This window comes from Algibacter agarivorans, assembly GCF_039543245.1.
Lineage (GTDB): Bacteria > Bacteroidota > Bacteroidia > Flavobacteriales > Flavobacteriaceae > Algibacter_G > Algibacter_G agarivorans.
Genome location: NZ_BAABJJ010000044.1, coordinates 1 through 25,803, shown reverse-complemented (window position 1 = coordinate 25,803; position 25,803 = coordinate 1). Strand labels below are relative to the sequence as shown.

Annotated in this window: 27 protein-coding genes and 1 tRNA gene; 17 read left to right on the top strand and 11 right to left on the bottom strand. The window is 32.2% G+C overall.

Translation table 11 applies throughout. The annotated features are described in order from the left end of the window. Window position 1: 1 nt before the first annotated feature. Complete coding sequence (locus tag ABD935_RS15140) at window positions 2-697, top strand: hypothetical protein (protein WP_345193462.1); 696 nt, start codon at window positions 2-4, stop codon at window positions 695-697. Window positions 698-807: 110 nt separating this feature from the next. Here ABD935_RS15140 and ABD935_RS15135 read toward each other — a convergent pair whose 3' ends face one another. Next, window positions 808-1,449, bottom strand: a complete 642-nt coding sequence (locus ABD935_RS15135; protein ID WP_345193460.1) for an N-acetylmuramoyl-L-alanine amidase family protein — start codon at window positions 1,447-1,449, stop codon at window positions 808-810. Between the two features lie 182 nt (window positions 1,450-1,631). On the opposite strand from ABD935_RS15135, the gene ABD935_RS15130 reads away from it, so the two are divergent. From ABD935_RS15130 to ABD935_RS15100, 7 genes are all read left to right on the top strand, one after another. After that, window positions 1,632-1,919 carry a hypothetical protein gene (locus ABD935_RS15130; RefSeq protein WP_345193458.1) on the top strand — a complete coding sequence of 96 codons (288 nt, stop codon included), beginning with the start codon at window positions 1,632-1,634 and terminating at the stop codon, window positions 1,917-1,919. A 347-nt stretch (window positions 1,920-2,266) separates the two neighbouring features. Continuing rightward, entirely contained in the window at window positions 2,267-4,666 is a 2,400-nt protein-coding gene (locus ABD935_RS15125) for a TraG family conjugative transposon ATPase (RefSeq protein WP_345193456.1), read from the top strand. A 10-nt stretch (window positions 4,667-4,676) separates the two neighbouring features. After that, window positions 4,677-5,258, top strand: a complete 582-nt coding sequence (locus ABD935_RS15120; RefSeq protein WP_345193454.1) for a TrbJ/VirB5 family protein — start codon at window positions 4,677-4,679, stop codon at window positions 5,256-5,258. Beyond that, window positions 5,258-6,100: a hypothetical protein gene (locus tag ABD935_RS15115; RefSeq protein ID WP_345193453.1), complete on the top strand. Its 843-nt coding sequence runs from the start codon at window positions 5,258-5,260 to the stop codon at window positions 6,098-6,100. Before ABD935_RS15120 ends, ABD935_RS15115 begins: the two co-directional genes overlap by 1 nt. A 21-nt stretch (window positions 6,101-6,121) precedes the next feature. Continuing rightward, the gene (locus ABD935_RS15110; protein ID WP_345193451.1) at window positions 6,122-6,745 is read left to right on the top strand and encodes a conjugal transfer protein TraK; all 624 of its coding nucleotides are present in this window, start codon (window positions 6,122-6,124) and stop codon (window positions 6,743-6,745) included. Beyond that, window positions 6,726-7,661: a conjugative transposon protein TraM gene (gene traM, locus ABD935_RS15105; protein ID WP_345193449.1), complete on the top strand. Its 936-nt coding sequence runs from the start codon at window positions 6,726-6,728 to the stop codon at window positions 7,659-7,661. Before ABD935_RS15110 ends, traM begins: the two co-directional genes overlap by 20 nt. 17 nt (window positions 7,662-7,678) lie before the next feature. Beyond that, window positions 7,679-8,479 (top strand): DUF4138 domain-containing protein, encoded by an 801-nt coding sequence (locus tag ABD935_RS15100; RefSeq protein ID WP_345193447.1) that lies wholly within the window; start codon window positions 7,679-7,681, stop codon window positions 8,477-8,479. A gap of 64 nt (window positions 8,480-8,543) precedes the next feature. Here the strand turns inward: ABD935_RS15100 and ABD935_RS15095 are convergent, their stop codons facing one another. Further along, window positions 8,544-9,767, bottom strand: coding sequence for a site-specific integrase (locus ABD935_RS15095; protein ID WP_345193445.1), 1,224 nt, complete (start codon window positions 9,765-9,767; stop codon window positions 8,544-8,546). Between the two features lie 243 nt (window positions 9,768-10,010). Next, window positions 10,011-10,083 (bottom strand) — tRNA-Lys (locus tag ABD935_RS15090). A 150-nt stretch (window positions 10,084-10,233) separates the two neighbouring features. Between ABD935_RS15090 and ABD935_RS15085 the strand changes: the two genes are divergently transcribed. Next, entirely contained in the window at window positions 10,234-10,755 is a 522-nt protein-coding gene (locus ABD935_RS15085; protein WP_345193443.1) for a shikimate kinase, read from the top strand. Here the strand turns inward: ABD935_RS15085 and ABD935_RS15080 are convergent. Further along, complete coding sequence (locus ABD935_RS15080; protein ID WP_345193906.1) at window positions 10,747-11,250, bottom strand: phosphoribosyltransferase domain-containing protein; 504 nt, start codon at window positions 11,248-11,250, stop codon at window positions 10,747-10,749. The two genes, ABD935_RS15085 and ABD935_RS15080, sit on opposite strands and share 9 nt — an antisense overlap. A gap of 29 nt (window positions 11,251-11,279) precedes the next feature. Beyond that, window positions 11,280-11,651, bottom strand: coding sequence for an RNA-binding S4 domain-containing protein (locus ABD935_RS15075; protein ID WP_345193441.1), 372 nt, complete (start codon window positions 11,649-11,651; stop codon window positions 11,280-11,282). An 82-nt stretch (window positions 11,652-11,733) separates the two neighbouring features. On the opposite strand from ABD935_RS15075, the gene ABD935_RS15070 reads away from it, so the two are divergent. Beyond that, on the top strand, window positions 11,734-12,714 hold the full coding sequence (locus ABD935_RS15070; RefSeq protein ID WP_345193438.1) for an FKBP-type peptidyl-prolyl cis-trans isomerase: 981 nt from the start codon (window positions 11,734-11,736) through the stop codon (window positions 12,712-12,714). A gap of 44 nt (window positions 12,715-12,758) precedes the next feature. Here the strand turns inward: ABD935_RS15070 and ABD935_RS15065 are convergent, their stop codons facing one another. Next, window positions 12,759-13,343, bottom strand: a complete 585-nt coding sequence (locus tag ABD935_RS15065; protein WP_345193436.1) for an outer membrane beta-barrel protein — start codon at window positions 13,341-13,343, stop codon at window positions 12,759-12,761. Between the two features lie 124 nt (window positions 13,344-13,467). Here ABD935_RS15065 and tgt point away from each other — a divergent pair, with 124 nt between their 5' ends. From tgt to ABD935_RS15030, 7 genes are all read left to right on the top strand, one after another. Beyond that, entirely contained in the window at window positions 13,468-14,598 is a 1,131-nt protein-coding gene (tgt, locus tag ABD935_RS15060) for a tRNA guanosine(34) transglycosylase Tgt (protein WP_345193434.1), read from the top strand. Window positions 14,599-14,604: 6 nt separating this feature from the next. Next, the gene (locus ABD935_RS15055; RefSeq protein ID WP_345193431.1) at window positions 14,605-15,681 is read left to right on the top strand and encodes an LptF/LptG family permease; all 1,077 of its coding nucleotides are present in this window, start codon (window positions 14,605-14,607) and stop codon (window positions 15,679-15,681) included. Continuing rightward, window positions 15,668-16,576, top strand: a complete 909-nt coding sequence (locus ABD935_RS15050; protein ID WP_345193429.1) for a DMT family transporter — start codon at window positions 15,668-15,670, stop codon at window positions 16,574-16,576. The genes ABD935_RS15055 and ABD935_RS15050 overlap by 14 nt, the downstream gene beginning before the upstream one ends. Window positions 16,577-16,646: 70 nt before the next feature. Further along, window positions 16,647-17,600 (top strand): acetyl-CoA carboxylase carboxyltransferase subunit alpha, encoded by a 954-nt coding sequence (locus tag ABD935_RS15045; protein WP_345193427.1) that lies wholly within the window; start codon window positions 16,647-16,649, stop codon window positions 17,598-17,600. A 168-nt stretch (window positions 17,601-17,768) separates the two neighbouring features. Continuing rightward, window positions 17,769-19,307, top strand: a complete 1,539-nt coding sequence (dnaB, locus tag ABD935_RS15040) for a replicative DNA helicase (RefSeq protein ID WP_345193426.1) — start codon at window positions 17,769-17,771, stop codon at window positions 19,305-19,307. A 427-nt stretch (window positions 19,308-19,734) separates the two neighbouring features. Next, the gene (locus ABD935_RS15035) at window positions 19,735-20,919 is read left to right on the top strand and encodes an asparagine synthetase B (protein ID WP_345193904.1); all 1,185 of its coding nucleotides are present in this window, start codon (window positions 19,735-19,737) and stop codon (window positions 20,917-20,919) included. Between the two features lie 30 nt (window positions 20,920-20,949). Next, complete coding sequence (locus ABD935_RS15030) at window positions 20,950-21,372, top strand: secondary thiamine-phosphate synthase enzyme YjbQ (protein ID WP_345193424.1); 423 nt, start codon at window positions 20,950-20,952, stop codon at window positions 21,370-21,372. A gap of 1 nt (window position 21,373) precedes the next feature. Here ABD935_RS15030 and ABD935_RS15025 read toward each other — a convergent pair whose 3' ends face one another. From ABD935_RS15025 to thrS, 5 genes are all read right to left on the bottom strand, one after another. Then, entirely contained in the window at window positions 21,374-22,183 is an 810-nt protein-coding gene (locus ABD935_RS15025) for an HAD family hydrolase (RefSeq protein ID WP_345193422.1), read from the bottom strand. A 148-nt stretch (window positions 22,184-22,331) separates the two neighbouring features. Then, window positions 22,332-22,676, bottom strand: a complete 345-nt coding sequence (rplT, locus tag ABD935_RS15020; protein WP_345193420.1) for a 50S ribosomal protein L20 — start codon at window positions 22,674-22,676, stop codon at window positions 22,332-22,334. Window positions 22,677-22,817: 141 nt separating this feature from the next. Next, window positions 22,818-23,015: a 50S ribosomal protein L35 gene (rpmI, locus tag ABD935_RS15015; RefSeq protein WP_215925145.1), complete on the bottom strand. Its 198-nt coding sequence runs from the start codon at window positions 23,013-23,015 to the stop codon at window positions 22,818-22,820. Between the two features lie 139 nt (window positions 23,016-23,154). Then, the gene (infC, locus tag ABD935_RS15010; RefSeq protein WP_345193902.1) at window positions 23,155-23,700 is read right to left on the bottom strand and encodes a translation initiation factor IF-3; all 546 of its coding nucleotides are present in this window, start codon (window positions 23,698-23,700) and stop codon (window positions 23,155-23,157) included. 33 nt (window positions 23,701-23,733) lie between these two features. After that, the gene (thrS, locus tag ABD935_RS15005; protein WP_345193418.1) at window positions 23,734-25,668 is read right to left on the bottom strand and encodes a threonine--tRNA ligase; all 1,935 of its coding nucleotides are present in this window, start codon (window positions 25,666-25,668) and stop codon (window positions 23,734-23,736) included. Between the last annotated feature and the right edge of the window lie 135 nt (window positions 25,669-25,803).

Genomic DNA, 25,803 nt, shown 5'->3' with positions numbered 1-25,803 from the left:
GATGATAAAACCAACAGAATATTATATTAAAGCAAGACTATTTCCTACGATAATTTGTGCAGTTCCATTATTGATATTATACTATTTTGGCTTCAGCGAAAAAATTATTGATTTCATAGAATTTCTCAAAGGGTATAAATGGGTTAGTGATATAACAATATCTATTGCCATAATTTACTTTATGACCCAAATCAACAGGTTCATCGCTAAAGAGATTTTTCAAAATATTTTCTTTAAAGAAGAAAAGAATATGCCAACAACCAATTTCCTGCTTCATTCAAGCACATTCTTTGCTCAGAGTACAAAAAAACGTATCCGTGAAAAAATCAAAGAAAGATTTGGAATAGAGCTTCTTAATGCGTCTCAAGAAAATGAAGATGAATTAGAAGCAAGAAAAACAATTGTTGATTCAGTAGCACAAGTTAGAAATGTGACAAGGGACAATCGCCTTTTGTTACAACACAATATTGAATATGGCTTTACTAGAAATCTTATCGGTGGTTGTGTTATTGCAGTTTTAGTTACTGTGTTTAATCTTTATTTCTTTAAGACTATAACCACAAATGCACAGGCTGTAAACATCAGTATTATAGTTGGTGTTCTATATCTAATACCGATACTTCTAAGTAAATATTTAGTAAATCGATATGGAAAAAACTATGCGAAAGTTTTGTTTGAGCAATTTTTAAAAACTTAAGTATAAAAAAGCATTTAATTATTTTTTTATTTTGACCCATAAAATGACTTCTTGAATGATCGTTGCTAAAAGCTTTTCTATATTTTGGATAACTTTATTGAAAAAGACTGTCATAGTTCAGTATTTAAATAATTAGTGATTCCCATGAAAATGGACAATGTCATTCCCTTAATATTTTTAGTTTTTAAAAAGTAATCGGCTTCATCAGGATTAGTAATAAACCCCATTTCAATAAGTAAAGCAGGAAAAAAAGCAGTTGTTTCTCGTAACACTTGAAAATCAGCAAACTTAACACCACGTTTTTTAAAACCCAGTTTTTGAGTACTCTCATTCAATACAGATAATCCAAGTGCAATAGATGCTTTAGTATTTTGATTATGCGAATGATATACATAAACCTCCATGCCTTTTGAATGAGTTTGAGAAGCATTACAATGCAAGGACACAAAAACATCTGCATTCAAACTATTAGCCAAACGACTTCTATCTGATAAAGAAATTAAAGTGTCCTTATATCTGGTTAAATATATATCAAATTCATTACTGAAGAGACTTTTATTTAACTTCAAAATCTCTTTAGAGATATTCAAAACCACATCCTTTTCTAGAATACCATTTATACCAACAGCGCCAGAATCTTTTCCGCCATGTCCAGGATCAATTACAATGATTGTTTTCTGACTAAAAACAAAACACATTTTCAGTATCAAAATCATAAAACTGACGTTTTTGAGCGTTTTTTTCCAATTCATTTTTAGCGTTGCGTTAATTTTTTACTTCAAAATGCATAAGATTTATAGTCTTTTAATTTCAATTAAAATCAAATTAAAACAAATAAAATTATTTTATAAATTACTAATAATCAATTAATTATATTCAAATATAATGTATTTTTCATATATCAAAAATGAAGTAAAACTTAAACCATTTTAGTATGAAAAAATCACTTTATCTAACCGCTTTATTATTCACTATTTCAAATACCATTTTTGCACAAATTGGAGGTATTGAAGATTCTGTAAATGATGTTTCCGATACCATCAGAAGCATTTTTCCAATTATTCTAGGAGTTATCTTCCTTATTGGTTTCCTATTTAATGCAGGTCATTTCTTTGGAGAAAATGCCGATTTGAAAAAAGGAATCACACGTGTATTGGTATTCGTCCTTATTGCTGGTGCAGTTGTAGGCATCTTTACGTATCTCATAAGCATCGTAGTCTAGGCCGTTAAACGGCATTTGGTAATTAAATGATAGATACCAATGAAGAAGTTTGAGGTTTATAAAAACATAAGAAAGCGAGCAGTAATTATGGGTTTACCCATATCATTGTTCGCACTTATGATGACATGTGTTATTGGTTCGTTATTATTCATCATTTTTTCTTTTAGTTTATCGGTTATTATAAGTGTATTTGTAATAAATGCTTCACTATACATAGGTTTAACAAACTTCACTAAAAACCCCGGGCTATTGCATTTTAAAAAGGTATTTCCACAAACTATCAGTAATAAAAAAGAAACTCAGTTAAATTATGAAGGCCCATAATGGGCATTTAATTAATAATAAAAATGAACAAAATAAACCTATCTGCGTACCATCCCATTTTAGATATTCAAGACCATATTGTATTTGCCAATAATGGCAATGTAGTACTATGTTTTAAAGTAGATTTCCCTGAAATCTACAGCTTATCGGAAAAGGATTTTGAGGACATGCATGGATCGTGGTTTCAGGCTTTTAAATCATTACCTGTAAGCACCATTATCCACAAGCAAGATGTTTATAAAAAAGCATCTTATGATGCTAAAAATATTCCTAATTCAAGTTTTTTAGAAAAGGCAACGAATGATTATTTCAAAGGAAGGGAATATATAAAACATGCGTCTTATTTGTTCTTTGTTTTACCAATTAATAATGCTTTGAATGCTTCAAAGTTTACGAATCCATTTCGTAAGGTTGAAAAAAGCATTCATAAGAAATTAGACCATAATGTAAAGGAGTTCATTACTTCGGTTAACGATACGGTTTCATTTGTGAATAATAGTCAAAAGGTGTCATTGAAGGAATTAAATCAGAATGAAATCATAATGCTTACCAATAAATATTTCAATGGTTTCAATGAAGGTTTTGATACAGATATACAACTCAAAAAATCAAATATAGAAATAGGAGAAAACCATTTTGATGTGTTGGCTGTAAATAGCGAACTCTGTTTTGGAGATGTGGTACAGAGTAGTAAAACTAATGATAAATTCACTTCAGATGATTTTGTATTCCATCAGGGTTTTATTGATGGATTAGGCTTGAATCTCAATGAAAACCATATTGTCAATCAAATTATCTATTTAGATGATAAGCATAAATGGCGAAAATTATTAGATAAGAAAATTGAAGAACTCAATAAGAGTTCCAATTTCGGAACCCAAAATAAAGTCATCTTAAAAAAGATTGAGGACATTGTTGCTAAGATTAATCAGGACGATTCGTCCCGGATTATTCGTGGTCATTTAAATATTGTTTTTTGGTCTAAAGAAGAAAAGGAATTAGGTAGGATAGCATCTAAAATTAAAACTGAATTTAAAGAGCTGGATATTGTGCCTTATTACCCAAAAGGTGAAGAGCGAAAGCATTATTTCTTGAATTCATATTGTTGTTTTACATCCAATTTCTCAAATGAAGATTTGTACGTTACCGATTTAAAACATGCATTGTGTTTGTATATCAATAACACAAATTACAAATCGGATGCAACTGGGATTATTTTTAATGACAGGGAACATAACATCCCTGTACTAAAAGATGTTTGGGATGAACGCAAAAAACGAATCAAAGCTAGAAACTTTGCCATTTTTGCTCCAACAGGCGAAGGGAAATCCTTTTTGGCCAACAATATACTCCGTCAGTATTTTGAACAGCAAGTAAGGCTGGTTATTATTGATTTGGGAGGTTCATATTCTAAGTTTGCTAAGCTCTATCCTGACGATCATATTATTTTGCGTTATGAGCAAGGAAAGAATCTTGGTATTAATCCATTCTATATTTCTTCTTTAAAGGATTTAACTCCAGATCACTTAGAAAGTTTAGGTGTATTTATTATGGAACTCATGGCTTCAGGAAAACAAGCAACAAAAGCCGAAGAAGTAGCTGTTAAGAAAGTGCTCCATTACTATTATAATTCCATAGCATCAAATCATTCCTTGGCATCTTTATATCAGTTTGTAGATGATAAGAAAGAAACGCTCATCCAAGAACTCAAAATTCAAGAAGCGTATTTCAGTATATATAACTTTTTGCATATTCTTTCTGAATATGTTGATGATGGATTGTACAGTTTTCTTTTTAATGTGAGTGAAGATCAAACCTACAAGATTGAAGACAAGAGATTAATTGTTTTTGAACTTGATGAAGTCAAGGATAACAAGGAAATCCTTTCCGTTATGCTGAAGCTTATTAAATCTGCAATTCAACGAACCATCTGGAAAAACAAAGCCGAAAAAGGCATCATTCTTTTTGATGAGTTTGCCAAACAACTCAAATTCGAGAATGTATTGGAAAGTGTGGAGTTCTATTACCAAGCCATTAGAAAACAAAATGGCGCCATTGGTATTATTTTACAATCCATTAATCAACTGCCTAATAATTCAACATCTGCAAGTATTCTAGAAAACACTCAGATCATTTACAGCTTAAATAACGAGAAAGGTTACGAAGAACTTAAAAAGCGATTGAATCTGTCTAGCCATGATTTAAATCAACTAAAATCCATTCGAAACAATCTTACTGGAGAAAGAAAATATACAGAGATGTTTATTAAAATCGGTAAGGAAAGTAACATTTTTAGATTGGAAGTTCCTAAAGAAGTATTTGCTGCGTATCTCACAGATGGTAAAGAGAGCGAAGATATCATGCAACTCTTTGAAGATCACCAAAACATGGAAAAAGCTATTAAAATATTTATTAATTCTTAAAACAACAATTATGAAAACCACAATTAAAACAGTAATCATCGCACTTACATTTACCATTTTATTGCCTGCACGTGCTACGTGCCAGGGTATGCCAGTTTATGACAATACCAATTTTATAAGCTTCACAAAATCCTTAATAGAATCGGCAAAACAGACGTCACAATTATTAAAAACGGTTCAATTCTTAAAAACCCAAAAAGATAATATAGAGAAGGTTAATAACGCTATAAAACAGCTTAAGGCAGTAAGGGAATTGGCCAAAAACAATAAACGTCTTTTTGATTTAGTACAGGATGATTTAAGAGAGATTTTGAATTCGCCTTACATAAAGCCCCATGAAGTGAATCGCATATCTGATTCTTTCAATGAAATTGTTGAAAATTCATTGGAGGGATTGGAATTTATAGATAAGATACTTTCTAGTAATAATCTAAAAATGACAGATGCAGAACGAGCAGAAGTTCTGAAGGCAAAAGAAAGAGAGTCTAAAGAGATGGTTGCAGAAATTGAAGCCAAGACAAAGCGTTACCGAGAGATTATTGCTTTTAGAGAAATACAAGATAAAATCAATAACAGAGAAACGAATTATTAATGGCAGGCTTCTTTTTGAGCATAGGATTGGAATATGTTGATGCCGTTTTTACGACTATCAAGAATAGCAATTTTTCACAGTACACCATTACTGGAATGAAAACGCTTGCCATCCTATTTTTCCTTATCAACATTCTAAAAAAATATAATGAAGGTGTTGCTAATAATGAGGGTTATACTTGGGGGTTAACACCTTCTGAATTAGCTAAAAACTTTGCAGTAGTCATTTTGGTAATTTTTTCAACTCAGGTTTTGAGTGTTTTTGATACGCTATTAGTAGCTATTGAAACTCAATATAGAGATACGGCTCCAGCGCTCCTCCCGTTACAAATGCAAGATATAGATTTGGAACAGGATGTGGGTGCCTTGGAAGCCGCCAAAAAAGCATTTGCCTTACTGTATGAAGCTTTAGTAACCCCTTTATATGGGTTAAAACTTATCGCTTTTATAGTGGGTATATTCTTGTGGCTTTTGGATTTATTTATCTATCCATTGTTTTTGGCAGAACGTTATTTTTTACTAGGTATTATGCAAGCTTTTTTTCCTTTAGTAATCAGTTTAGCGGTATTTGAAAAATTTAGAGCATTAGCCTATAATTTCTTTAAACTTTATGCAGGAGTTTATATGCTAGTTCCTGCCTTTTTCTTGGTCAATGTCTTTGTTAATAAACTTTATACCCAAATCAATACCAATTTTTGGTCTGACCTATTTGGAACAAATTGGGGGAGCAATTTTTTCGCACCATTATTACAATTTGGTTCTATAGGATTTATTGTGTTACTCAAATTCAAACTGTATCGTCGTGCTACTTCTTTTGTATTTAAACTATTTAGTGGCGGATAGCCCCAACTTAAAAATCAATAAATGAAAACACCTTATAAAAATATTTACAACGTATTGAAGCTAAACCGTTTCATCGTATCAGCAGTAATAATAGGAGCAGTACTTACTTGTATTGTTTCAGTAGTCTTAGTAGTTAAGCTTCATAAGGAAACAGTCAATAATGCTTTTGTCGTTAATACCGATGGAAACGTCATTCCTTTGAAATTAGTTTCGCAACAAGAAAACTTAGAAGTAGAAACTTTGGCGCATTTAGAACTTTTCCATTCATACTTCTACAATATTGACGCAAGTAATTATGAAAAGAATTTGAAAAAAGCATTATGGCTGGGCAATAGTTCGGTAGATGCCTTGTATAGACAGAAAAAAGCAGATGGCGTTTATAATCGCTTACTGCAATACTCATTGGTTCAGAAAGTGATAAGCATAGCATCTAAAATTGATATACAAAATGAACCTTATGGTTTTGAAACGACAACAGTTTTTGAAATTAATCGAGGATCGATAATCGATACTTATGAATTAGTAACAACTGGAAACTTAATTCATGTGGACAGGAACTTTCCAAATAATACACATGGGCTTTTGATTACCAATTTTTTTGAAAATAAATTAAAACGCATACATAATGAAGATAGAAAAAAATAAAATCGTTTTCGCTTCCGTACTGGTTTGTGTCATCCTTTTTATTGGAGCATATACCGTATTGGTTCTTGGAGATGATGAAGAACCAACTATTGAAAACAACCAAATTCCCCTTCCAGAATTAGAGAAAGGTCAAAAGGAATACAAGTCAAAATTAGAGGCATTAGATGATTTGAAAGAAATTCGAGAAACCAATGCACCTAGTATTTATGACGAACGCCTATTGGATTCTACTGGAGTTTATGATCCTGATTTATTGGATAAGGAAAAGATGCGTATAGTGGATAGCATTTATAATGAAGGGAGAATTAGTTATTCAGATAGAAGCTTTAGGTCCCCAGATATAAAAATTCAACCTAAAACAGTCAAAAGGGATTCTATACCTGAAAAAAGTATAAAAGAAAATCAAATTGAAACCAAGGAATTGGCTCTGGAGCATCAATTATTTTTTGCTTCAAATCCATTAGAAAATAAGAAATTAAATTCCCAAAATACGGATAGCTTAATCTATGCTAGAGTAGATGGGGTGCAAACTGTACTCACTAATTATCGTTTACAGATGCGGTTGATTAAATCAGCGAAAATTGACAATCATATTTTACCAAAAAACACGCCTGTTTATGGTTTTATCAGTTTTAAACCCAATAGAACTCTTATAAAAATTGAAAATATTAATCATCAACCAGTTAAACTAAAAGCCTTTGATTTTCAGGATGGGAGTGAAGGTATTTATATAGAGAATAGTTTTCGAGCTGAAGCAAGTCGAGAAGTAATAGGAGATGTTGTAGATGATATTAATATAGCTGGAGTACCTCAAGTTAATGGTGTAAAAAAGATATTCCAACGCAATAACCTAAACGTTAAGGTTACAATCACAGATAATTACAAACTTATATTAAAAGCCGATAATCGGCAATAATTTAAAAACACATGAAAATGAAAGCATATATCATCATAATACTCTTAATTTTCTCAAATTATATAACAGCGCAAAAACAGCTAGACACTATTTATGCCAATGAAAGCAAAAATGTAGCGTTGTTTTTTCCAGAAGCCATTCGTCAAGGAGTTACAGGGGCAAATAATTTTGTGTTCACTTACAACAGAGAAAAGGAACAGTACTTTGGATTATTACAGGCAACTCCAGGAATGGAAAGCAATCTGTTAGCTGTAACTAAAAGTGGTCAGGTTTATTCCTATATTTTAAAGTATAAGAATCATTTGCACAAGCTTAATTATTTTATCAATGAAAAAGAAAGTATTGGAAGTGAGCTGCCCAAAAAAATAGAGCAAAAACCAATTCTTAAAATAAAGAATGTAGATAAAAGTAGGATTAGATACTTTCAAAAATTTAGTGATTTTTTGCTGAAATTAAAATATGAATCTATTAGGACCAAACGTCAAAATGGGATTAAGTTACAATTGCAGAAAATGGCTTATAATAATTTTCAAGTTTACTTGGTTTTTGAAGTAAAGAATAACTCTGAGATTGATTTTGAGATTGATTACCTTAAGGTATATCGAGCAAGCGGAAATAGAAGGAGAAAAGCTTCTTTCCAAAGATTAGAGCAAGAAGTTATTTTTAAATATAAAATGGCTGATTTTATTAAAACAGGAAAGAAAAAGCGATTTGTTTATGTGTTGCCAAAGTTTGTTCTTGGAGAAAACGAAAAATTAATGTTAGAACTAAAGGAATTTAATGGAAATAGAAGATTAATTTTAGAAACGAATTATTAAACCCTTAAATTAAAAACATCAAACCATAAAGTTTGATGTTTTTAATTGCAAAAATGTAATTAACCTAAGAAGTTAATTGATTTCTTAATTTTTCCATATCCTCACTCACTTTTCGTTCTATTACTCTTGCATAAATTTGTGTAGTAGCAATTTTAGTATGACCTAATAATTTTGATACCGTTTCAATGGGAACACCATTACTTAAAGTAACCGTAGTAGCAAATGTATGACGTGCCATATGAAATGTTAAATTCTTTCTTATATTACATAAATCAGCTATTTCTTTTAAATAACTATTTAATCGTTGATTAGATATACTAGGCATCAAGTTTCCGGAAAATTGAGTTCTTGGATGGTTTTTATACTTTTTTATTAATAGTTCTGTTGCTGGTAATAAGGGTATTTTGAAAGGTACTTTGGTTTTATTTCTTTTAGACATAATCCAACTATTACCATCAATACCTTGTATTATGCTTTTATTTGAAAGGTTCATAATATCTCCATATGATATTCCTGTATAACAACTAAAAATAAATAAATCTTTAACTACTGAAAGTCTTTCAATGGTGGGCAATAAGTTTTCTATATTCTTAAGTTCTATATCCGTAAGAAACTCTCGCTCTCTCTTTTCTAAAATTGGTTTAAACTTCACAAAGGGGTCTCGGTCAATCCATTCCATATGATAGGCTAGTGTTGTCATCTTTCGAAGCCTTTGTATATGTTTCATTACAGCGTTATTTCCAATTTTACCTTGATAATGTCTTGGTTGATAACAACGTAGAAAGTTCTCAAAACCCAGAACAAAAGCGTAATCTAAGTCTTGAAGGTAAATATCAGATGATTTATATTTCTTTTCAAGATATTCCAGCACATATTTTTGACTTGTTCTATAGTGACACATAGTTTTGGAACATAGCTTACTGGTCATTGTTTCATTATGATAATTTATAATGTCTTGAAGAGAATGAATTATTTTGTCTTCACCCAAAAATCTTGCTTTGATTAGTTTTGGAGATAATACTCTATTTTCTAATTTTAAATCTCGATAGCATTGAAAAAGAGTGGAACTTATTTCATTAAGATAATGGTTGATTTCTCTAGCCGTTTTACCATTACCTTTAACTTTTTGGGATTTCACATCCCAAGAATCTACATCAATTTTTTTCTTTAAACTAATGTTAACTCGTTTTCCATTTACAGTTATTCGAACATAAATGTCAGTTTGATTGTTTTTTGCACGTGCGGCATATATCCAAAAAAGGATAGAAAATGTTGAAGAAGTACGCATAGTTGTCGTCTTTAATTGTTAAACAATATTTGAGACGAAAGTCAAATCAACTATATAAAATTAAATTTAGTTCTGTTCAATCCATCCATATGTTGACAGTTATGTTGACAATTTTAAAAGATGTTGACAATTTGTGACCTTTTAAAACTAAATAACATCAAATTAAATGATTGACTAAAAACTATAAAACCTTGTTAATCATAAGATTAACAAGGTTTTGATTTCGGATGATATCCGATTTAGTGACCGGGCTGGGGCTCGAACCCAGGACCCTCTCCTTAAAAGGGAGATGCTCTACCAACTGAGCTACCAGGTCATTAATTTAATAACTAACATATAACATATTGCTGTTAGCGGGTGCAAATATAAAATGTTTAATTAATAAAACAATACTTTTTTTAAAGAAATTTTCGTTTTTTTGCATCACTTAAACGTATGTTTTTAATAATCAATTTATAGCGTAAAAATGATCATTGTATTAATTGGATATATGGCCTCTGGAAAGACGTCTTTAGGAAAGAAATTAGCTGAAAAACTGAATTACGATTTTATTGATTTAGATGATTTTATTGAAGAGAAAGAAAAATCATCTGTTTCTGAGGTTTTTAAAACTAAAGGCGAAATCTATTTCAGAAAACAAGAATCCTTCTATTTAAAAGAATTGTTAAAAGACAATAGCAACATTATTTTATCAGTTGGAGGAGGTACTCCTTGTTATAGTAACAATATGGAACTAATTTTAAATGCTGATGACGTAACGAGCATTTATTTAAAAGCTTCAATTTCTACATTGGCAAGCAAGTTAATAAAGAAAAAGGCGAAACGCCCTTTAATTGCTCATATTGAAACCGAAGAAGCTATGGAGGAGTTTATTGGTAAGCACTTATTTGAACGCATACCCTTTTATAGCCAAGCAGAAATAAAAGTTATTGTTGATAATAAAACAAAAGATGATATCGTTGAAGATATTATTTTAGAACTATTCTAAAACCACTTCAAATGCTTTGCCTTCAAGAACAACATGGATATGTTCATGTAATGATGTAGATAGCGAAATACCTTTAAAATCTGCTTTTACAGGATATTTTTTATGATTTCTATTAACTAAAACAGCCGTTTTAAATTGCTTTAATGGCGCGTTTAAAAAATGTTTAACCCCATAAATCAATGTGGTGCCCGAATTTAATACATCATCAACCAAAACTAATGACTTGTTTTTGTAATCTGCTTCGGGAATTGAAGTCTTTATTTCTGAAGAAGGATTTTTTTTGTCAATAGTAACTTTGCAAAGTACTACGTTTATATCCGATATTTTTTGAAGTATAGTTTTTAGTTTTTTAGCAAAAACATAACCATTCTTATCTATCCCAGCTAGTATAACCTCTTTTTCATTAACATTAGTTTCATATATCTGAAAAGCAATACGTCTTATTTTATGATTAATTTCATCATGATTAAGTATTACATTATTCTTAGCAGTCATCATTAGTATTTCTAAATTAAAGGTTAAAATTACTCATTTTCATCTGTAAAATCGTCAATATCCCGTCTATCTTTTTTTGTAGGCCTTCCAACGCCCTTTTTTCTGTAATAATCTTTTGAGTATTTTAAAAGTTCTTGAGCTTCAAACTGTTCTTTTGGTGTCATGTCTGTTCTATAAAGATCAACTAATTTAGCGCCAATTCTACTTTCAGGTATATCATTAACTTTTAGTTTGTAGTTTATTTGGTTCTTTCTAAGTCCAATAACATCTAGCGGATATACTTCCCTGCTCGGTTTTACAATATCACCATTAATTCGTACTTGGCCTTTTTTACAAGCGGCAGTTGCAATCGATCGGGTTTTATAATACCTAACACACCATAAATACTTGTCTATTCGCATACAATTATTACTAAAACTACGTTAATGTTGTTGTGCAAGATTCTTTTTAAATTGTATCTTGCACCCTCAAAAATAAACAATAATGCGATTAAGAAAAGTTACTTTATTCATTTTAATTTTAACTCTTGGTTTTATATCTTGTAAGAAAGACGATAATGCTGCTGAAGACATAGTAGTCGTACCACCTAGAGACAGAGGTGAACAACAAATTGCTGATAAAGCTTTACTGTTAGATTATTTATCAAAGCATTACTATAATTCTAGTGCTTTTACAGATCCTAATACTATAAGTACTCAAGATTTGGTTATAACTAAGTTGGGAGATGATGAAACTGACGCTCCAGATGGTCATACACTATTGAGTGATCCAGGTGTTGTGGAAACTAAAATTGTAGATTTTGCTGATACGCCTTATGAATATTATATTTTAAGACTAAACCAAGGAGAAGGGGGAGATTCTCCAACCTTTGCCGATAATGTTGATGTATTATATGAAGGCTTTACTTTAGATAATGAAGTTTTTGACAGTAGAGTAAACTTAGAAAAAGCACCCTTTGATTTAGTGTCCTTGATTCCTGGATGGAGAAAAGTGTTGCCTCAGTTTAATACAGCTCAATCTTTTGTAGAAAATGGTGATGGCACTGTAGATTATATAAATCATGGAGCCGGAGTTATGTTTTTACCATCTGGTTTAGCTTATTTTTCCAGTTCAATAGCTGGTATTGGCGCTTATGAGCCTATTATTTTCAAATTTGATTTAATAAGAACTACTGAAAATGATCATGATGGTGATGGTATCCCGTCATTTCAAGAAGATTTACCTGATGAAAATGGTGTTAAAGATGGTGAGTTTATAGTTAATTTTGAGGATCTAACTGATGAGTATGATGATGATACAGATGGTGATGGCGTTCCAAATTATTTTGACGCAGATGATGATGGAGACGGTATACCAACTATAAATGAAGATTTAAATGAAGATGGTGATCCAACTAACGATATTGGAAAAAACGGTATGCCCAATTATTTAGACCCTGAAGAAACGGAATTTGTAATTAAATAAAATTAAACCCTCGCATGGCGAGGGTTTTTTATTACTAAAATTGCTTAAAGAATAAGCGATAAACTTAAAATCAATTGGTCTGGTCTAGTATCTAATCTACTGTTTCCAATACCGTTGTTCTCTAAAAAAGTAGCTTCATTATCACTAAAGCCACGTTCGTATCTTAAATCAATTCCGAGTTTATTAAAGTTAAGCCCAACACCAAAATTTAGGCCTAATGAAAATTCACTTTCAATATCATTTATAGAAACACCATCAAACTCAGTATCTAATATATATTGAAGTGATGGACCTCCAAACACACTTATTGGACCTAATACTTTTATGCCAACCAATAGCGGTGCATCAATTTTTTGCATTTTAAAGCTGTCGTTATCATAATCACTTTTTGTACTGGTATAAACAACTTCGGGTTTAAAATATAGATCTTTTCCAATTTTTCCGAATAACCCAAAATGGTAACCAACATTTCTGTCTGGATTTTGCGAGTTATTGCTAATAGATTCAAAATACTTGCCGTTACCATTGTAATTTAACCCAGCTTTAAAACCAATACCTTGTGCCGTTTGTGCTATTGATATTGATGGGGTAATAATAGCAACCAATAAAATAAAAAATAGATTTCTCATAATGTGCGTTTTAAGATTTGAATTATAGTATCAAAAACGCTGCCAAAAGGATATTATTTTCTTTTCATAACAATCATTATCATTTTTCAGTTATTTATCTTTGCCGACTTATAGTATCGTATAGATGAAATTTGAACTAAAAGCAAAAGACCCGAAAAGTAAAGCTAGAGCTGGTAAAATAACTACAGACCATGGTGTAATAGAAACACCTATTTTTATGCCTGTAGGCACTGTAGCTACTGTAAAAGGCGTGCACCAGCGCGAGTTAAAAGATGATATAAATCCTGATGTAATATTGGGCAATACCTATCATTTGTATTTACGACCACAAACCAATATTATTGAAAAAGCAGGAGGGCTCCATAAGTTCATGAATTGGGATAGAAATATCCTAACAGATTCTGGAGGCTATCAAGTATATTCACTGTCGGCTAACAGAAAAATTAAAGAAGAAGGCGTTAAGTTTAAATCTCATATAGACGGTAGCTACCATACGTTTACTCCAGAAAATGTTATGGAAATTCAAAGAACCATTGGTGCAGATATTATCATGGCTTTTGATGAATGTACACCATATCCTTGCGATTATAACTATGCAAAACGTTCTATGCACATGACGCATCGTTGGTTAGATAGATGCATAAATCATTTAGAAAAAACACCCTTAAAATACAATTACAACCAAGCTTTTTTTCCTATAGTTCAAGGAAGTACATATAAAGACTTACGTAAGCAATCTGCGGAATACATAGCAAATGCTGGAGCGGTAGGTAATGCTATTGGTGGATTATCTGTTGGTGAACCTGCTGAAGAAATGTATGCTATGACCGATGTGGTTTGCTCTATTTTACCAGAAGACAAACCACGTTATTTAATGGGAGTTGGCACACCAATCAATATTTTAGAAAATATAGCGTTAGGTGTAGATATGTTTGACTGTGTTATGCCAACAAGAAATGCCAGAAACGGTATGCTGTTTACAGCACATGGCACCATAAATATTAAAAATTTGAAATGGGCTGATGATTTTTCTCCTGTAGATGACATGGGGATTACATTTGTAGATACGGAGTATAGCAAAGCCTATTTAAGACATTTGTTCACCGTTAATGAATTGTTGGGCAAGCAAATAGCAACTATTCATAATTTAGGATTCTATTTATGGTTGGTTCGCGAAGCTAGAAAACATATATTAGCGGGAGATTTTAATGCCTGGAAAAATAAAATGGTAAAACAAATGGATAATCGTTTGTAATTGTAAATGAAGATACTTGACTGGTACATATTAAAGCGTTACTTATTTACATTTTTTATGATGTTGCTATTGTTTATTCCCATAGGAATAACAGTGCACTTAGCTGAGAAAATTGGAAAAATTCTAGAGAATGAAGTTCCTGTAAACGAAGTTTTGGTGTATCTTTTGGATTTTACTATCTATTTTGCCCATTTATTATTCCCTTTGTTTTTATTTTTATCTGTTATTTGGTTTACTTCCAAGTTAGCTAATAATACAGAGATTATTGCTTTTTTAAGTTCAGGAGTTTCATTTACTCGTTTTTTAAGACCTTACTTAATTGGCGCAACTATAGTTGGTCTTATATCAATTTTACTGGGTTTGTTTTTAGCGCCAAAAGCAAGTGAAGGGTTTAATGATTTTCATTATAAATACTTTAAGAGAGGTAAAAGCGCTGTTGATAACACCGATGTATTTAGGCAAATTAATGATAACGATATTATATACGTGAGTAATTTTCACTCTAAAAACAAAACAGGAAGTAATTTTACTTTAGAGCATTTTGAGGATAATGAGCTTAAGTATAAAATTTCGGCTAGTAGTATAAAATATATAGAAGAGGATACACTATACAGGTTAACAAATTACGTAAAAAGGGATATAGGTGTTTATGAAGATGTTTTGCAAAAAGAAAGAAGAAAAGATACGCTTTTTGCATTTCATGTTGATGATTTGATTCCAGTAATTTATGCAGCAGAGACTAAAATGTATGGCGATTTAAAACAGTTTATAGCAAAAGAAGAAGCACGTGGGTCATCAAATGTGGGGCGTTTTAAATTGGTGTTATACAGAAAATGGAGTTTGCCTGTTTCTGTATTTATATTAACCATTATAGCCGTTGCGGTTTCGTCAATAAAGCGGCGTGGAGGTATGGGGGTTAATCTAGCCGTTGGTATTAGTATTGCTATGGTTTTTGTGTTTTTCGACAAAATTTTTGGAGTTATGGCAGAACAATCGGATTTCCCTCCCATAATTGCGGTGTGGTTTCCTAACATCATTTTTGGTATTTTAGCAGCATATCTGTTATATAATGCCAAACGCTAAAAACAAAGTCCAACTTAAAAATCAGCTTCATCTTCATTTTTTAGTTTTCATTGCTGGTTTTACAGCTATTTTAGGGGAATTAATTTCTATTAAAGCGGTATCTTTAGTTTGGTATAGAATGGTTATTGCGGCTATTATAATGGTTTTTTATATAAAAATTGCAAAGGTTAAATTAAAAGTAAAACCCATAGCAATAGTCAGGCTTTCAATAGCTGGAATTATTATAGCATTACATTGGATTACTTTTTTTGGAGCCATAGATGAATCTAATGTATCCATTACTTTAGCCATGTTTTCAACTGGTGCGTTTTTTGCATCTTTTATAGAGCCTATATTTTATAATCGACATATAATATGGTATGAAATTCTATTTGGAATCATCATCATTATAGGTGTTTTTATAATAACGCAAAGCGAAATAAAATATCTTACAGGAATCCTTTTAGGGATTTCATCAGCCTTTTTTTCATCTTTATTTGCCGTGTTAAATGGAACTTTTTTAAAGCAACATACCGCTACGGTAATTTCATTTTATGAATTTTTAAGTGGTGTTTTCTTCGTTTCAATTTATATTTTATTATTTGGTGAAGGATTTTCAGTAGATTTTTTTAATTTAAGTTCATCAGATTTCATATACCTTTTCATATTAGCATCTATCTGTACGGCCTATGCTTTTATCGCATCGGTATATGTTATGAAAATTATCAGTCCATATACAGTCGTGTTAACCTATAATTTAGAACCTGTTTATGGTATCATTTTGGCTATGGTTTTATTTCCTGATAAAGAAAAAATGAGTTCATCGTTTTATTATGGAGCCTTGGTCATTATTGGTGTTGTGATTTTAAATGCCGTAATGAAAAACAACAGAAAATTAAAAAGAAACGGTTCATAGTACTCTAAGAAGATTAAAGTTTTTTATATTTGTGAACTAACTAAATTATAACTAGCTAAACGAAATTCTTATGGAATATTTAGAATTTGAACTTCCCATAAAAGAACTTGAAGACCAATTACAAAAGTGTAAAGTGATTGGTGAAGAAAGTGAAGTCGATGTTACTGAAACATGTACACAAATCGAAAAAAAATTAGCAGCAGCTCAAAAAGAGATATATAAAAATTTGACGCCATGGCAACGTGTTCAATTATCTCGTCATCCAAATAGACCATATACACTAGATCATATTAGAGCTATTTGTGGCGACTCTTTTTTAGAATTACATGGCGATAGAAGCTTTAAAGATGATAAAGCAATGATTGGCGGATTAGGTAAAATAGGCGATCAAAGTTTTATGTTTATTGGCCAGCAAAAAGGGTACAATACAAAAACAAGACAATACAGAAACTTCGGAATGGCAAATCCAGAAGGTTACAGAAAGGCATTACGCTTAATGAAGTCTGCCGAAAAATTTGGAATCCCAGTAGTAACGCTTATAGATACTCCTGGAGCATATCCTGGTTTAGAGGCAGAAGAAAGAGGGCAAGGCGAAGCAATTGCTAGAAATTTATTAGAAATGACGCGTTTAAAAGTGCCAATTATTTCTGTTATAATAGGAGAAGGAGCTTCTGGTGGTGCTTTAGGTATTGGCGTTGGAGATAAAGTTTTAATGCTAGAAAATACTTGGTATTCTGTTATTTCTCCAGAATCATGTTCATCTATTTTATGGCGCAGTTGGGAATATAAAGAACAAGCTGCCGAAGCCTTAAAATTAACGGCTACAGATATGAAGAAGCTTAAATTGGTTGACGAAATCATAAAAGAACCACTTGGAGGAGCACATAGAGATAGAGAAAAGACTTTTAAATCGGTTAGTGGTGCGATTGTGAAATCTTATGAGGGGCTAAAAAACTTATCACCAAAAGATTTAGTAGCTCAGCGCATGGATAAATATGCTCAAATGGGCGTGTATAAAGGTTAAGTCTTTTAAAACCATAACATAGTAAAATCTGAAGTTTAGCGCTTCAGGTTTTTTTTATGCTTGTTCACAATATTTGCAAGTTATTAACAGTTAAATTGTTAAGTATTAGTGAACAACCAAAAAGCCAATTAGCGTTAAACAACTTTCTTTTTAATTACTTTCGCAGTCATGAAACAACCCAATCAAATAACCGGATATAAAGTTGATAAGAGTACTTTAATCAGTCTTGAAAAAGGAAAAATACCACCTCAAGCACTTGATTTAGAGGAGGTTGTTCTCGGGGCAATGATGATTGATAAAAAAGGTGTTGATGAGGTTATCGATATTTTAAGTGCAGAATCATTTTATAAAGAAGCGCATCAGCACATTTTTGAAGCCATTTTCCATTTGTTTGAAAACAGTGAGCCGGTCGACTTATTAACCGTTTCTACACAGTTAAAGAAAAATTCAAAATTAGAATTAGCCGGTGGCGATTTTTACCTCATTTCTTTAACTCAAAAAGTATCATCTTCAGCACATATAGAGTTTCATGCACGTATTATTTTACAGAAATTTATTCAGCGTAGTTTGATTAAAATTTCAAATGAAATTATCGAAGATTCGTATGATGAAACCAAAGATGTATTTGATTTACTAGATACTGCCGAATCTAAATTATATGAAGTTACTCAAGGGAATATCAAAAAATCAAGTGAAACCGCCCAAGATTTAGTTATCCAAGCGAAAAAGAAAATTGAAGAAATTTCTAATAAAGAAGGGCTTAGTGGTATTCCAACAGGGTTTAATAAACTTGATAAATTAACGTCGGGTTGGCAACCTTCCGATTTAATTATTGTGGCTGCACGTCCAGGTATGGGTAAAACGGCATTAACCTTGTCTATGGCAAGAAACATTGCTGTAGACCAAAACATACCCGTTGCGTTTTTCTCTTTAGAGATGGCATCGGTACAATTAATTACACGTTTAATTTCTAGTGAAACAGGTTTATCTTCCGAAAAATTAAGAACTGGAAAACTTGAAAAACACGAATGGGAACAGCTTAACGTAAAAGTAAAAGGCCTAGAAAAAGCACCTTTGTTTATTGATGACACACCATCACTTTCTATTTTCGATTTAAGAGCCAAAGCTCGTCGTTTATCATCGCAACACGGTATTAAACTCATCATGATTGATTATTTACAATTAATGACGGGTGGGAGTAACCACGGCGGAAATCGTGAACAAGAAATCTCGATGATTTCTAGAAACCTAAAGGCATTAGCTAAAGAACTTATGGTTCCTGTAATAGCCTTATCGCAGTTATCACGTGCCGTAGAAACCCGTGGTGGGAGTAAACGTCCGCTTTTGTCTGATTTACGTGAATCTGGAGCTATCGAGCAAGATGCCGATATTGTAAGTTTTATTTACAGACCTGAATATTATAAAATTGATGAATGGGATGATGATGAGCGTTCACCAACAGAAGGGCAAGCTGAGTTCATTATTGCAAAACACCGTAATGGTGGTTTAGAAAATATACGTTTAAAATTTATTGGAAACTTAGGAAAGTTCGATAATTTAGATGATTTTGATTCTCCATTTGAGTTTCATTCTAAAATGAATGCAGCGGCAAACGATGATACATTTAAAGCCGATAATTTTAAAGCAAGCCCAGACCAAGCCTTTGGTAGTTCCTTTAATGATGATGATAATGATGTGCCGTTTTAAGAACTAATTTTTCATTCCTGCGTAGGCGGGAATCCACTTCTATCAAATCTTTTAAAAATGAAATACGAATATTCGATTTTAACTTTCAAGTTACTTAATGTTAAAGAAACTGAAACATAGATAAATAAAAAGGGAGAAAGTGGTTTTAAAGTAATCAATATACATTATCATCAAATTGATGGAGAAGAATATATAAGACTTACATTAGAAAGAGAAATTTAACTTTATTAGAACAAAACGTTAAATCATTTTAAAAGGAATATTTTTTAAGTATCTTTCGGTATAAATAATAGAGTTTACATGTCATTTCGAAGAAGGAACGACTGAGAAATCCCATAACATTTGCCTCATATTGAAAAAGATAGTTTCAATTATATTCATATTTTTATTTACTGCGCAAGCATTCGCATCCTACATCCTAATACCAATGGATGCCGAAAGTCAAAAAAACCATTTAAAAGCTTATGGTATAACCTATTGGACACTCAATAAGGAGCTGAAAGTAAAATGGTTGCTTAATTATAGAGGTGGTTCGTTCTTATTACCAGATTCAGACAATATTCAACGCGAATGTCAAATTCGTGGGATTTCATTTGAAATTATTTCCAATTCTAAAGCTGAAAGTATTTTAGAAGAAATAAGCAGTCCAAGTAAAAACATGGAGGCCGTAGTTTTAGAAAAGGCGCCTAAAATTGCAGTTTATACACCTAATGGAAAACAGCCTTGGGACGATGCTGTTACCATGGTGCTGCAATATGCAGAGATTCCTTACGAAACAATTTATGATGAAGAAGTATTAAACGATGGTTTGTTGCTTTTTGACTGGTTACACTTGCATCATGAGGATTTTACAGGACAATTCGGTAAATTTTATGCGCAATATAGGGCGTCATCATGGTACATTCAAGAGAAAAAAGAAGCTGAAAAACTAGCAGAAAAACTTGGTTATAATAAGGTTTCAGAAGAAAAATTAGCAGTAGCTTTAAAAATTCGTGATTATGTTATTGGTGGCGGATTTATGTTTGCTATGTGTAGTGCCACCGATAGTTTTGATATTGCATTATCTGCGGAAGGTGTTGATATTTGTGAGCCTATGTTTGATGGTGATGGTAGCGACGCTGGCTATCAAAACAAAATTGATTACAATAAAACTTTTGCTTTTACCAATTATATATTAGAACGAAGCCCAACAGTATATGAGTTCTCTTCTATTGATATGACAAGAAAACGGATGATTTCTAAAACGGCTGATTATTTTTCGCTTATGGAGTTTTCTGCAAAGTGGGACCCTGTTCCAACCATGCTCTGCCAAAACCATACAGCACTTTTAAAGGGTTTTATGGGGCAAACAACATCGTTTACAAGAGATGAAATAAAATCGAATGTATTGGTAATGGGAGAAACCAAATCCAATGGTGAGGCAAAATATATACACGGTATAAAAGGAAAAGGGTTTTTTACGTTTTATGGAGGTCATGATCCTGAAGATTACCAACATAGAGTAGGGGATTCGAAAACAGAACTTGATTTGCATCCAACATCACCAGGTTACCGATTAATTTTAAACAATGTTTTGTTCCCTGCGGCTAGAAAAAAGAAACAGAAAACATAACAAATACTTTTTGCAGTTGTATTTTTAAAAATGAAATTTTTCCAAAAAGAAATAAAGTTGAAACCGTATTCCAGAGGTTTTCATTTAATTACTGATTCAGTTTTAGATGCTATTCCTGAAATAACTCAAATTGATATTGGTCAATTACAAGTCTTTATAAAACATACTTCGGCTAGTTTAACCATTAATGAAAATGCTGACTATACAGTAAGATTAGATTTTGAAAGCCATTTCAATGTTATGGTTCCGGAAAAGGCATCGTATTACAAACATACTTATGAAGGTTCTGATGATATGCCGGCGCATATTAAATCCTCTTTATTAGGTGCTTCGGTTCAAATACCAATAACTAAGGGTAAATTAAATTTAGGTATTTGGCAGGGTATTTATTTGTGTGAGCATAGAAACCATGGTGGTTCCCGAAAAATAGTCATAACCATTTTTGGGGTATAGTTTATAACTCACCTTTAGCATTCAATAAGGTTTCTAAAATACATTCAACTCCAAACTCATCATTTGTTTTAGTTTCAAAACGAGCAATATCTTTAACATTTGGGTGTGCATTTTCCATGGCATAGCTAAAATATCCAAGTTTCAGCATTTCTAAATCATTGTTATAATCACCAAAAACCATAGTTTCATCTACAGAAATATTATATAAATCTTGTAAAAGCTTTATGGCATGGCCTTTATTTGCTAGATTATCAGAGATATCTACCCAATTATTTCCAGATATTTTTATTTTAAATTGGGTTTCTAAATGTTTAACAAAAGGGTAAACATATTTTTCTGAACTTTCTTCATGGTATAGTGCAACTTTGTAAATTGCTTCATCTATTTCGGATTTATTCTGAATAATTTTATAATTAGGATAATATTCCGGTAACAACTTCAAAAAGCTTTCAGAGTTGCTTTTTACGTAAGCTTTGGTATGTCCACAAAACACAGGATGTGTCGCTTTTAATGAATCAACATGTGTGAAAATTTCTGTTATTTCAGACTTCTTAAGTGGGGTAGATAGAAGTGTTTTCGTTTTATTAGAAACAAGTCCACCATTTTCAGATACTATAATAATATCATCTTTTATAATATCAAGCTTTTCGATAATACTATAATGAGGTCTTCCACTAGCGGCAACAAATAGGATATTGTGTGCAGTCATTTTATGAAACAATTCAAAAAAGCGAGAACTTACTTCATGATTTGAATTTAGTAGCGTACCATCCATGTCTGAAATCACTAACTTAACTTTGGAAAAATTCATATATTACAGGTTCATTAAAGTTGAAAAATACTATTACTTTTTGTAAGACATCTTACTGAATCACTAAATTAAAAAATAAAAAAATCCGATTCTTTCGAATCGGATTTTTTATTAAGCGAATAATATGTTTTACAATAGGCTAAGCGCCTTATTTTACTTTCTCTACTACGGCTTTAAAAGCCTCAGGGTTATTCATAGCTAAATCTGCTAAAACCTTACGGTTTAATTCAATATCATTAGCTTTTAATGCACCCATAAATTGAGAATAAGATAAACCATGTTCTCTGGCTCCAGCGTTAATACGCGTAATCCATAATGCACGGAATGTTCTCTTTTTTGCTCTACGGTCTCTGTACGAATATTGCATCGCTTTGTCAACCGCATTTTTTGCTACTGTCCAAACGTTTTTACGTCTTCCAAAGTAACCTTTTGCTTGTTTAAGCACCTTTTTTCTTCTGGCTCTTTTGGCAACAGAATTTACTGATCTTGGCATAATTTTAATGTGTTTTGTAGTAGGCGGTCGATAATCGACACTTTTTTATTTTTTTTAATCATAAATCAAAAATCTACAATCGTTAATCAATAAGGCCTAACTCCAGGGTTTATAAATTGTTTTAACCGATTAAAACTTTTGTTACTTTAAACGTAACATGGTTTTAATATTGTCCTCATCTGCTTTATGTACTAAACCATCATGAGTTAATTTAAGCTTACGCTTTTTAGACTTCTTTGTTAAGATGTGACTCTTAAAAGCGTGCTTTCTTTTAATCTTACCAGTACCTGTAAGCTTAAAACGCTTTTTGGCACTAGATTTTGTTTTCATTTTAGGCATTTTCTTTTCCTAGTTTTAATTATTTCGCTTAATTACTTTAGTGCTGTCCTCCCGATAACTATCGAGATTGTTTCAGCATCTTATCATCATTCCTAAAATAATACCCAAATAAATTTGAACAAACATTTTAGTAATTATTTTATTTTCTTGGAGCAATAAACATAGTCATACGTTTACCTTCTAAACGAGGCATCTGCTCAACTTTTCCGTATTCTTCAAGGTCTTGCGCTAATCTTAACAACAAAATCTGACCTTGTTCTTTAAATATGATTGATCGTCCTTTAAAGAATACAAAAGCTTTTAATTTTGCACCTTCTTTTAAAAACTTCTCAGCATGTTTCTTTTTAAATTCGTAATCATGGTCGTCTGTATTAGGACCAAAACGAATTTCTTTAATAATAACTTTAGTAGCCTTAGACTTTAATGCTTTATCACGTTTCTTTTGCTCATAAAGAAACTTTTTATAATCCATAACCTTACAAACAGGAGGATCAGCATTTGGCGAAATCTCTACAAGATCTAATTCTTGCTCGTTAGCTATTCTCATAGCATCACCTTTAGTATAAATACCAATTTCTATATTATCTCCAACAAGACGTACTTGTTGAGCGGTAATCTTAGAGTTAATTTTGTGTTTATCCTCTTGTGAAACCCTTCTAGGTTGATGTCTTCTTCTAATTGCTATGGCGTTATGGTTTTAAATTAAACTTATTATTTGTTAAAACGATTTTAACGTTTTTTTGATGTCTTCTTTTACTATTTCAGAGAAAGCTTCCACAGAAATCATACCTAAATCCGTACCTCCGTGTTGTCTTACAGTAATTTTACCTTCCTGCTCTTCTTGCTCTCCAATGATAATCATATACGGGTGTTTCTGCATTTCGGCTTCCCGAATTTTCTTCCCTATAGTCTCATTTCTATGGTCTACAAGGGCGCGAATTTCGTCATTTTCTAGCAAATTTAAAACTTTTTCAGAGTATTTTTCATATTTCTCACTAATAGATAATATAATAGCCTGAGTTGGCATCAACCAAAGTGGAAAGTTTCCACCTGTATGTTCCAACAATAATGCCACAAAACGCTCCATACTTCCAAACGGTGCACGATGTATCATAACAGGTCTATGCGATTCATTATCACTACCTTTATATGTTAAATCAAAACGTTCTGGTAGGTTGTAATCTACCTGAATGGTACCTAGTTGCCAACGTCTACCTAAGGCATCCTTCACCATAAAATCTAGCTTTGGGCCGTAAAACGCAGCTTCACCAGTTTCAATAACAAAATCTAAACCTTTATCAGTCGCAGCATTAATAATAGCTTGCTCTGCTTTTTCCCAATTTGCAACATCACCTATATATTTGTCTGGATTTTCAGGATCCCTTACAGAAACCTGAGCCGTAAAGTTTTCAAACCCTAAAGAACCAAATACATAAAGCACCAAATCAATAACATCCTTAAACTCTTTATCCAATTGCTCTGGCATGCAAAACAAGTGTGCGTCATCTTGGGTAAACCCTCTAACACGTGTTAAACCGTGTAACTCACCACTTTGCTCATATCTATAAACCGTACCAAACTCAGCATAACGCTTAGGTAAATCTTTATAACTCCATTGTGCACTATTGTAAATCTCACAATGGTGTGGGCAGTTCATTGGCTTCAATAAAAACTCCTCGTCTTCTTTTGGTGTAAGTATCGGCTGAAAACTATCTTCGCCATATTTGGCATAATGTCCAGAAGTCACATAAAGTTCCTTTTGACCAATGTGAGGCGTAATTACCATTTCGTAACCCGCTTTTTTCTGAGCTGCCTTTAAGAAGTTTTCTAAGCGTTCACGCAAAGCAGCACCTTTAGGCAGCCATAACGGTAGACCTTGTCCTACTTTTTTAGAAAACGTAAAAAGTTCCAATTCTTTGCCTAGTTTTCTATGATCACGCTTTTTTGCTTCCTCAAGCATTTCTAAATACTCGGTGAGCTCCTTTTGTTTAGGGAAAGAAATACCGTAAACACGAGTTAACTGCGGTTTGTTTTCATCGCCACGCCAGTAAGCACCAGCAACACTTAACACTTTAACGGCTTTTATAATGCCCGTATTCGGGATATGTCCGCCACGACATAAATCTGTAAACGTAGAATGGTCACAAAACGTAATCGTACCATCTTCTAAATTTTCAATCAATTCGGTTTTGAATTCATTATCCTTATATAAGGACAAAGCATCAGCTTTAGAAACCGCTCTTAAACTAAAATCATGTTTCCCCCTTGCAATCTCCAATATTTTAGTTTCAATAGCCTTAAAATCTTTTTCAGAAACTGTGTGCTTACCAAAATCTACATCATAATAAAACCCATTCTCAATAGCGGGACCAATTGTAAGCTTAGCGCCAGAATATAATTCCTCAATAGCCTGAGCCAAAACGTGCGCTGAACTATGCCAAAAAGCTGTTTTACCTTCGTCATTTCTCCACGTATATAAAACCAACGAACCATCAGTAGTCAAAGGTGTTACAGTTTCAACCGTTAAGCCATTAAAACTTGCCGAAATCACATTTCTCGCAAATCCTTCACTAATGCTTTTAGCAACATCCATTGGTGTAACGCCTTCGTTAAACGTTTTTACACTGCCATCAGGTAATGTTATATGTATCATTAAAATAATTTGAATTAAGGATGCAAAGATAATAGTATAAACAAACCCACACAATATATATATAAGTATAATTTTCATTTGGGCGTTCCCCCGAAAAAGGGTCGGGCTTTCCACTATATCTTTTTTTTTAACGTC

Coding starts and splice junctions, on each gene's coding strand:
- ABD935_RS15140 (WP_345193462.1), top strand. CDS start 2: ATGATAAAACCAACAGAATATTATATTAAAGCAAGACTATTTCCTACG.
- ABD935_RS15135 (WP_345193460.1), bottom strand. CDS start 1,449: ATGAATTGGAAAAAAACGCTCAAAAACGTCAGTTTTATGATTTTGATA.
- ABD935_RS15130 (WP_345193458.1), top strand. CDS start 1,632: ATGAAAAAATCACTTTATCTAACCGCTTTATTATTCACTATTTCAAAT.
- ABD935_RS15125 (WP_345193456.1), top strand. CDS start 2,267: ATGAACAAAATAAACCTATCTGCGTACCATCCCATTTTAGATATTCAA.
- ABD935_RS15120 (WP_345193454.1), top strand. CDS start 4,677: ATGAAAACCACAATTAAAACAGTAATCATCGCACTTACATTTACCATT.
- ABD935_RS15115 (WP_345193453.1), top strand. CDS start 5,258: ATGGCAGGCTTCTTTTTGAGCATAGGATTGGAATATGTTGATGCCGTT.
- ABD935_RS15110 (WP_345193451.1), top strand. CDS start 6,122: ATGAAAACACCTTATAAAAATATTTACAACGTATTGAAGCTAAACCGT.
- traM (WP_345193449.1), top strand. CDS start 6,726: ATGAAGATAGAAAAAAATAAAATCGTTTTCGCTTCCGTACTGGTTTGT.
- ABD935_RS15100 (WP_345193447.1), top strand. CDS start 7,679: ATGAAAGCATATATCATCATAATACTCTTAATTTTCTCAAATTATATA.
- ABD935_RS15095 (WP_345193445.1), bottom strand. CDS start 9,767: ATGCGTACTTCTTCAACATTTTCTATCCTTTTTTGGATATATGCCGCA.
- ABD935_RS15085 (WP_345193443.1), top strand. CDS start 10,234: ATGATCATTGTATTAATTGGATATATGGCCTCTGGAAAGACGTCTTTA.
- ABD935_RS15080 (WP_345193906.1), bottom strand. CDS start 11,250: ATGACTGCTAAGAATAATGTAATACTTAATCATGATGAAATTAATCAT.
- ABD935_RS15075 (WP_345193441.1), bottom strand. CDS start 11,651: ATGCGAATAGACAAGTATTTATGGTGTGTTAGGTATTATAAAACCCGA.
- ABD935_RS15070 (WP_345193438.1), top strand. CDS start 11,734: ATGCGATTAAGAAAAGTTACTTTATTCATTTTAATTTTAACTCTTGGT.
- ABD935_RS15065 (WP_345193436.1), bottom strand. CDS start 13,343: ATGAGAAATCTATTTTTTATTTTATTGGTTGCTATTATTACCCCATCA.
- tgt (WP_345193434.1), top strand. CDS start 13,468: ATGAAATTTGAACTAAAAGCAAAAGACCCGAAAAGTAAAGCTAGAGCT.
- ABD935_RS15055 (WP_345193431.1), top strand. CDS start 14,605: ATGAAGATACTTGACTGGTACATATTAAAGCGTTACTTATTTACATTT.
- ABD935_RS15050 (WP_345193429.1), top strand. CDS start 15,668: ATGCCAAACGCTAAAAACAAAGTCCAACTTAAAAATCAGCTTCATCTT.
- ABD935_RS15045 (WP_345193427.1), top strand. CDS start 16,647: ATGGAATATTTAGAATTTGAACTTCCCATAAAAGAACTTGAAGACCAA.
- dnaB (WP_345193426.1), top strand. CDS start 17,769: ATGAAACAACCCAATCAAATAACCGGATATAAAGTTGATAAGAGTACT.
- ABD935_RS15035 (WP_345193904.1), top strand. CDS start 19,735: ATGGATGCCGAAAGTCAAAAAAACCATTTAAAAGCTTATGGTATAACC.
- ABD935_RS15030 (WP_345193424.1), top strand. CDS start 20,950: ATGAAATTTTTCCAAAAAGAAATAAAGTTGAAACCGTATTCCAGAGGT.
- ABD935_RS15025 (WP_345193422.1), bottom strand. CDS start 22,183: ATGAATTTTTCCAAAGTTAAGTTAGTGATTTCAGACATGGATGGTACG.
- rplT (WP_345193420.1), bottom strand. CDS start 22,676: ATGCCAAGATCAGTAAATTCTGTTGCCAAAAGAGCCAGAAGAAAAAAG.
- rpmI (WP_215925145.1), bottom strand. CDS start 23,015: ATGCCTAAAATGAAAACAAAATCTAGTGCCAAAAAGCGTTTTAAGCTT.
- thrS (WP_345193418.1), bottom strand. CDS start 25,668: ATGATACATATAACATTACCTGATGGCAGTGTAAAAACGTTTAACGAA.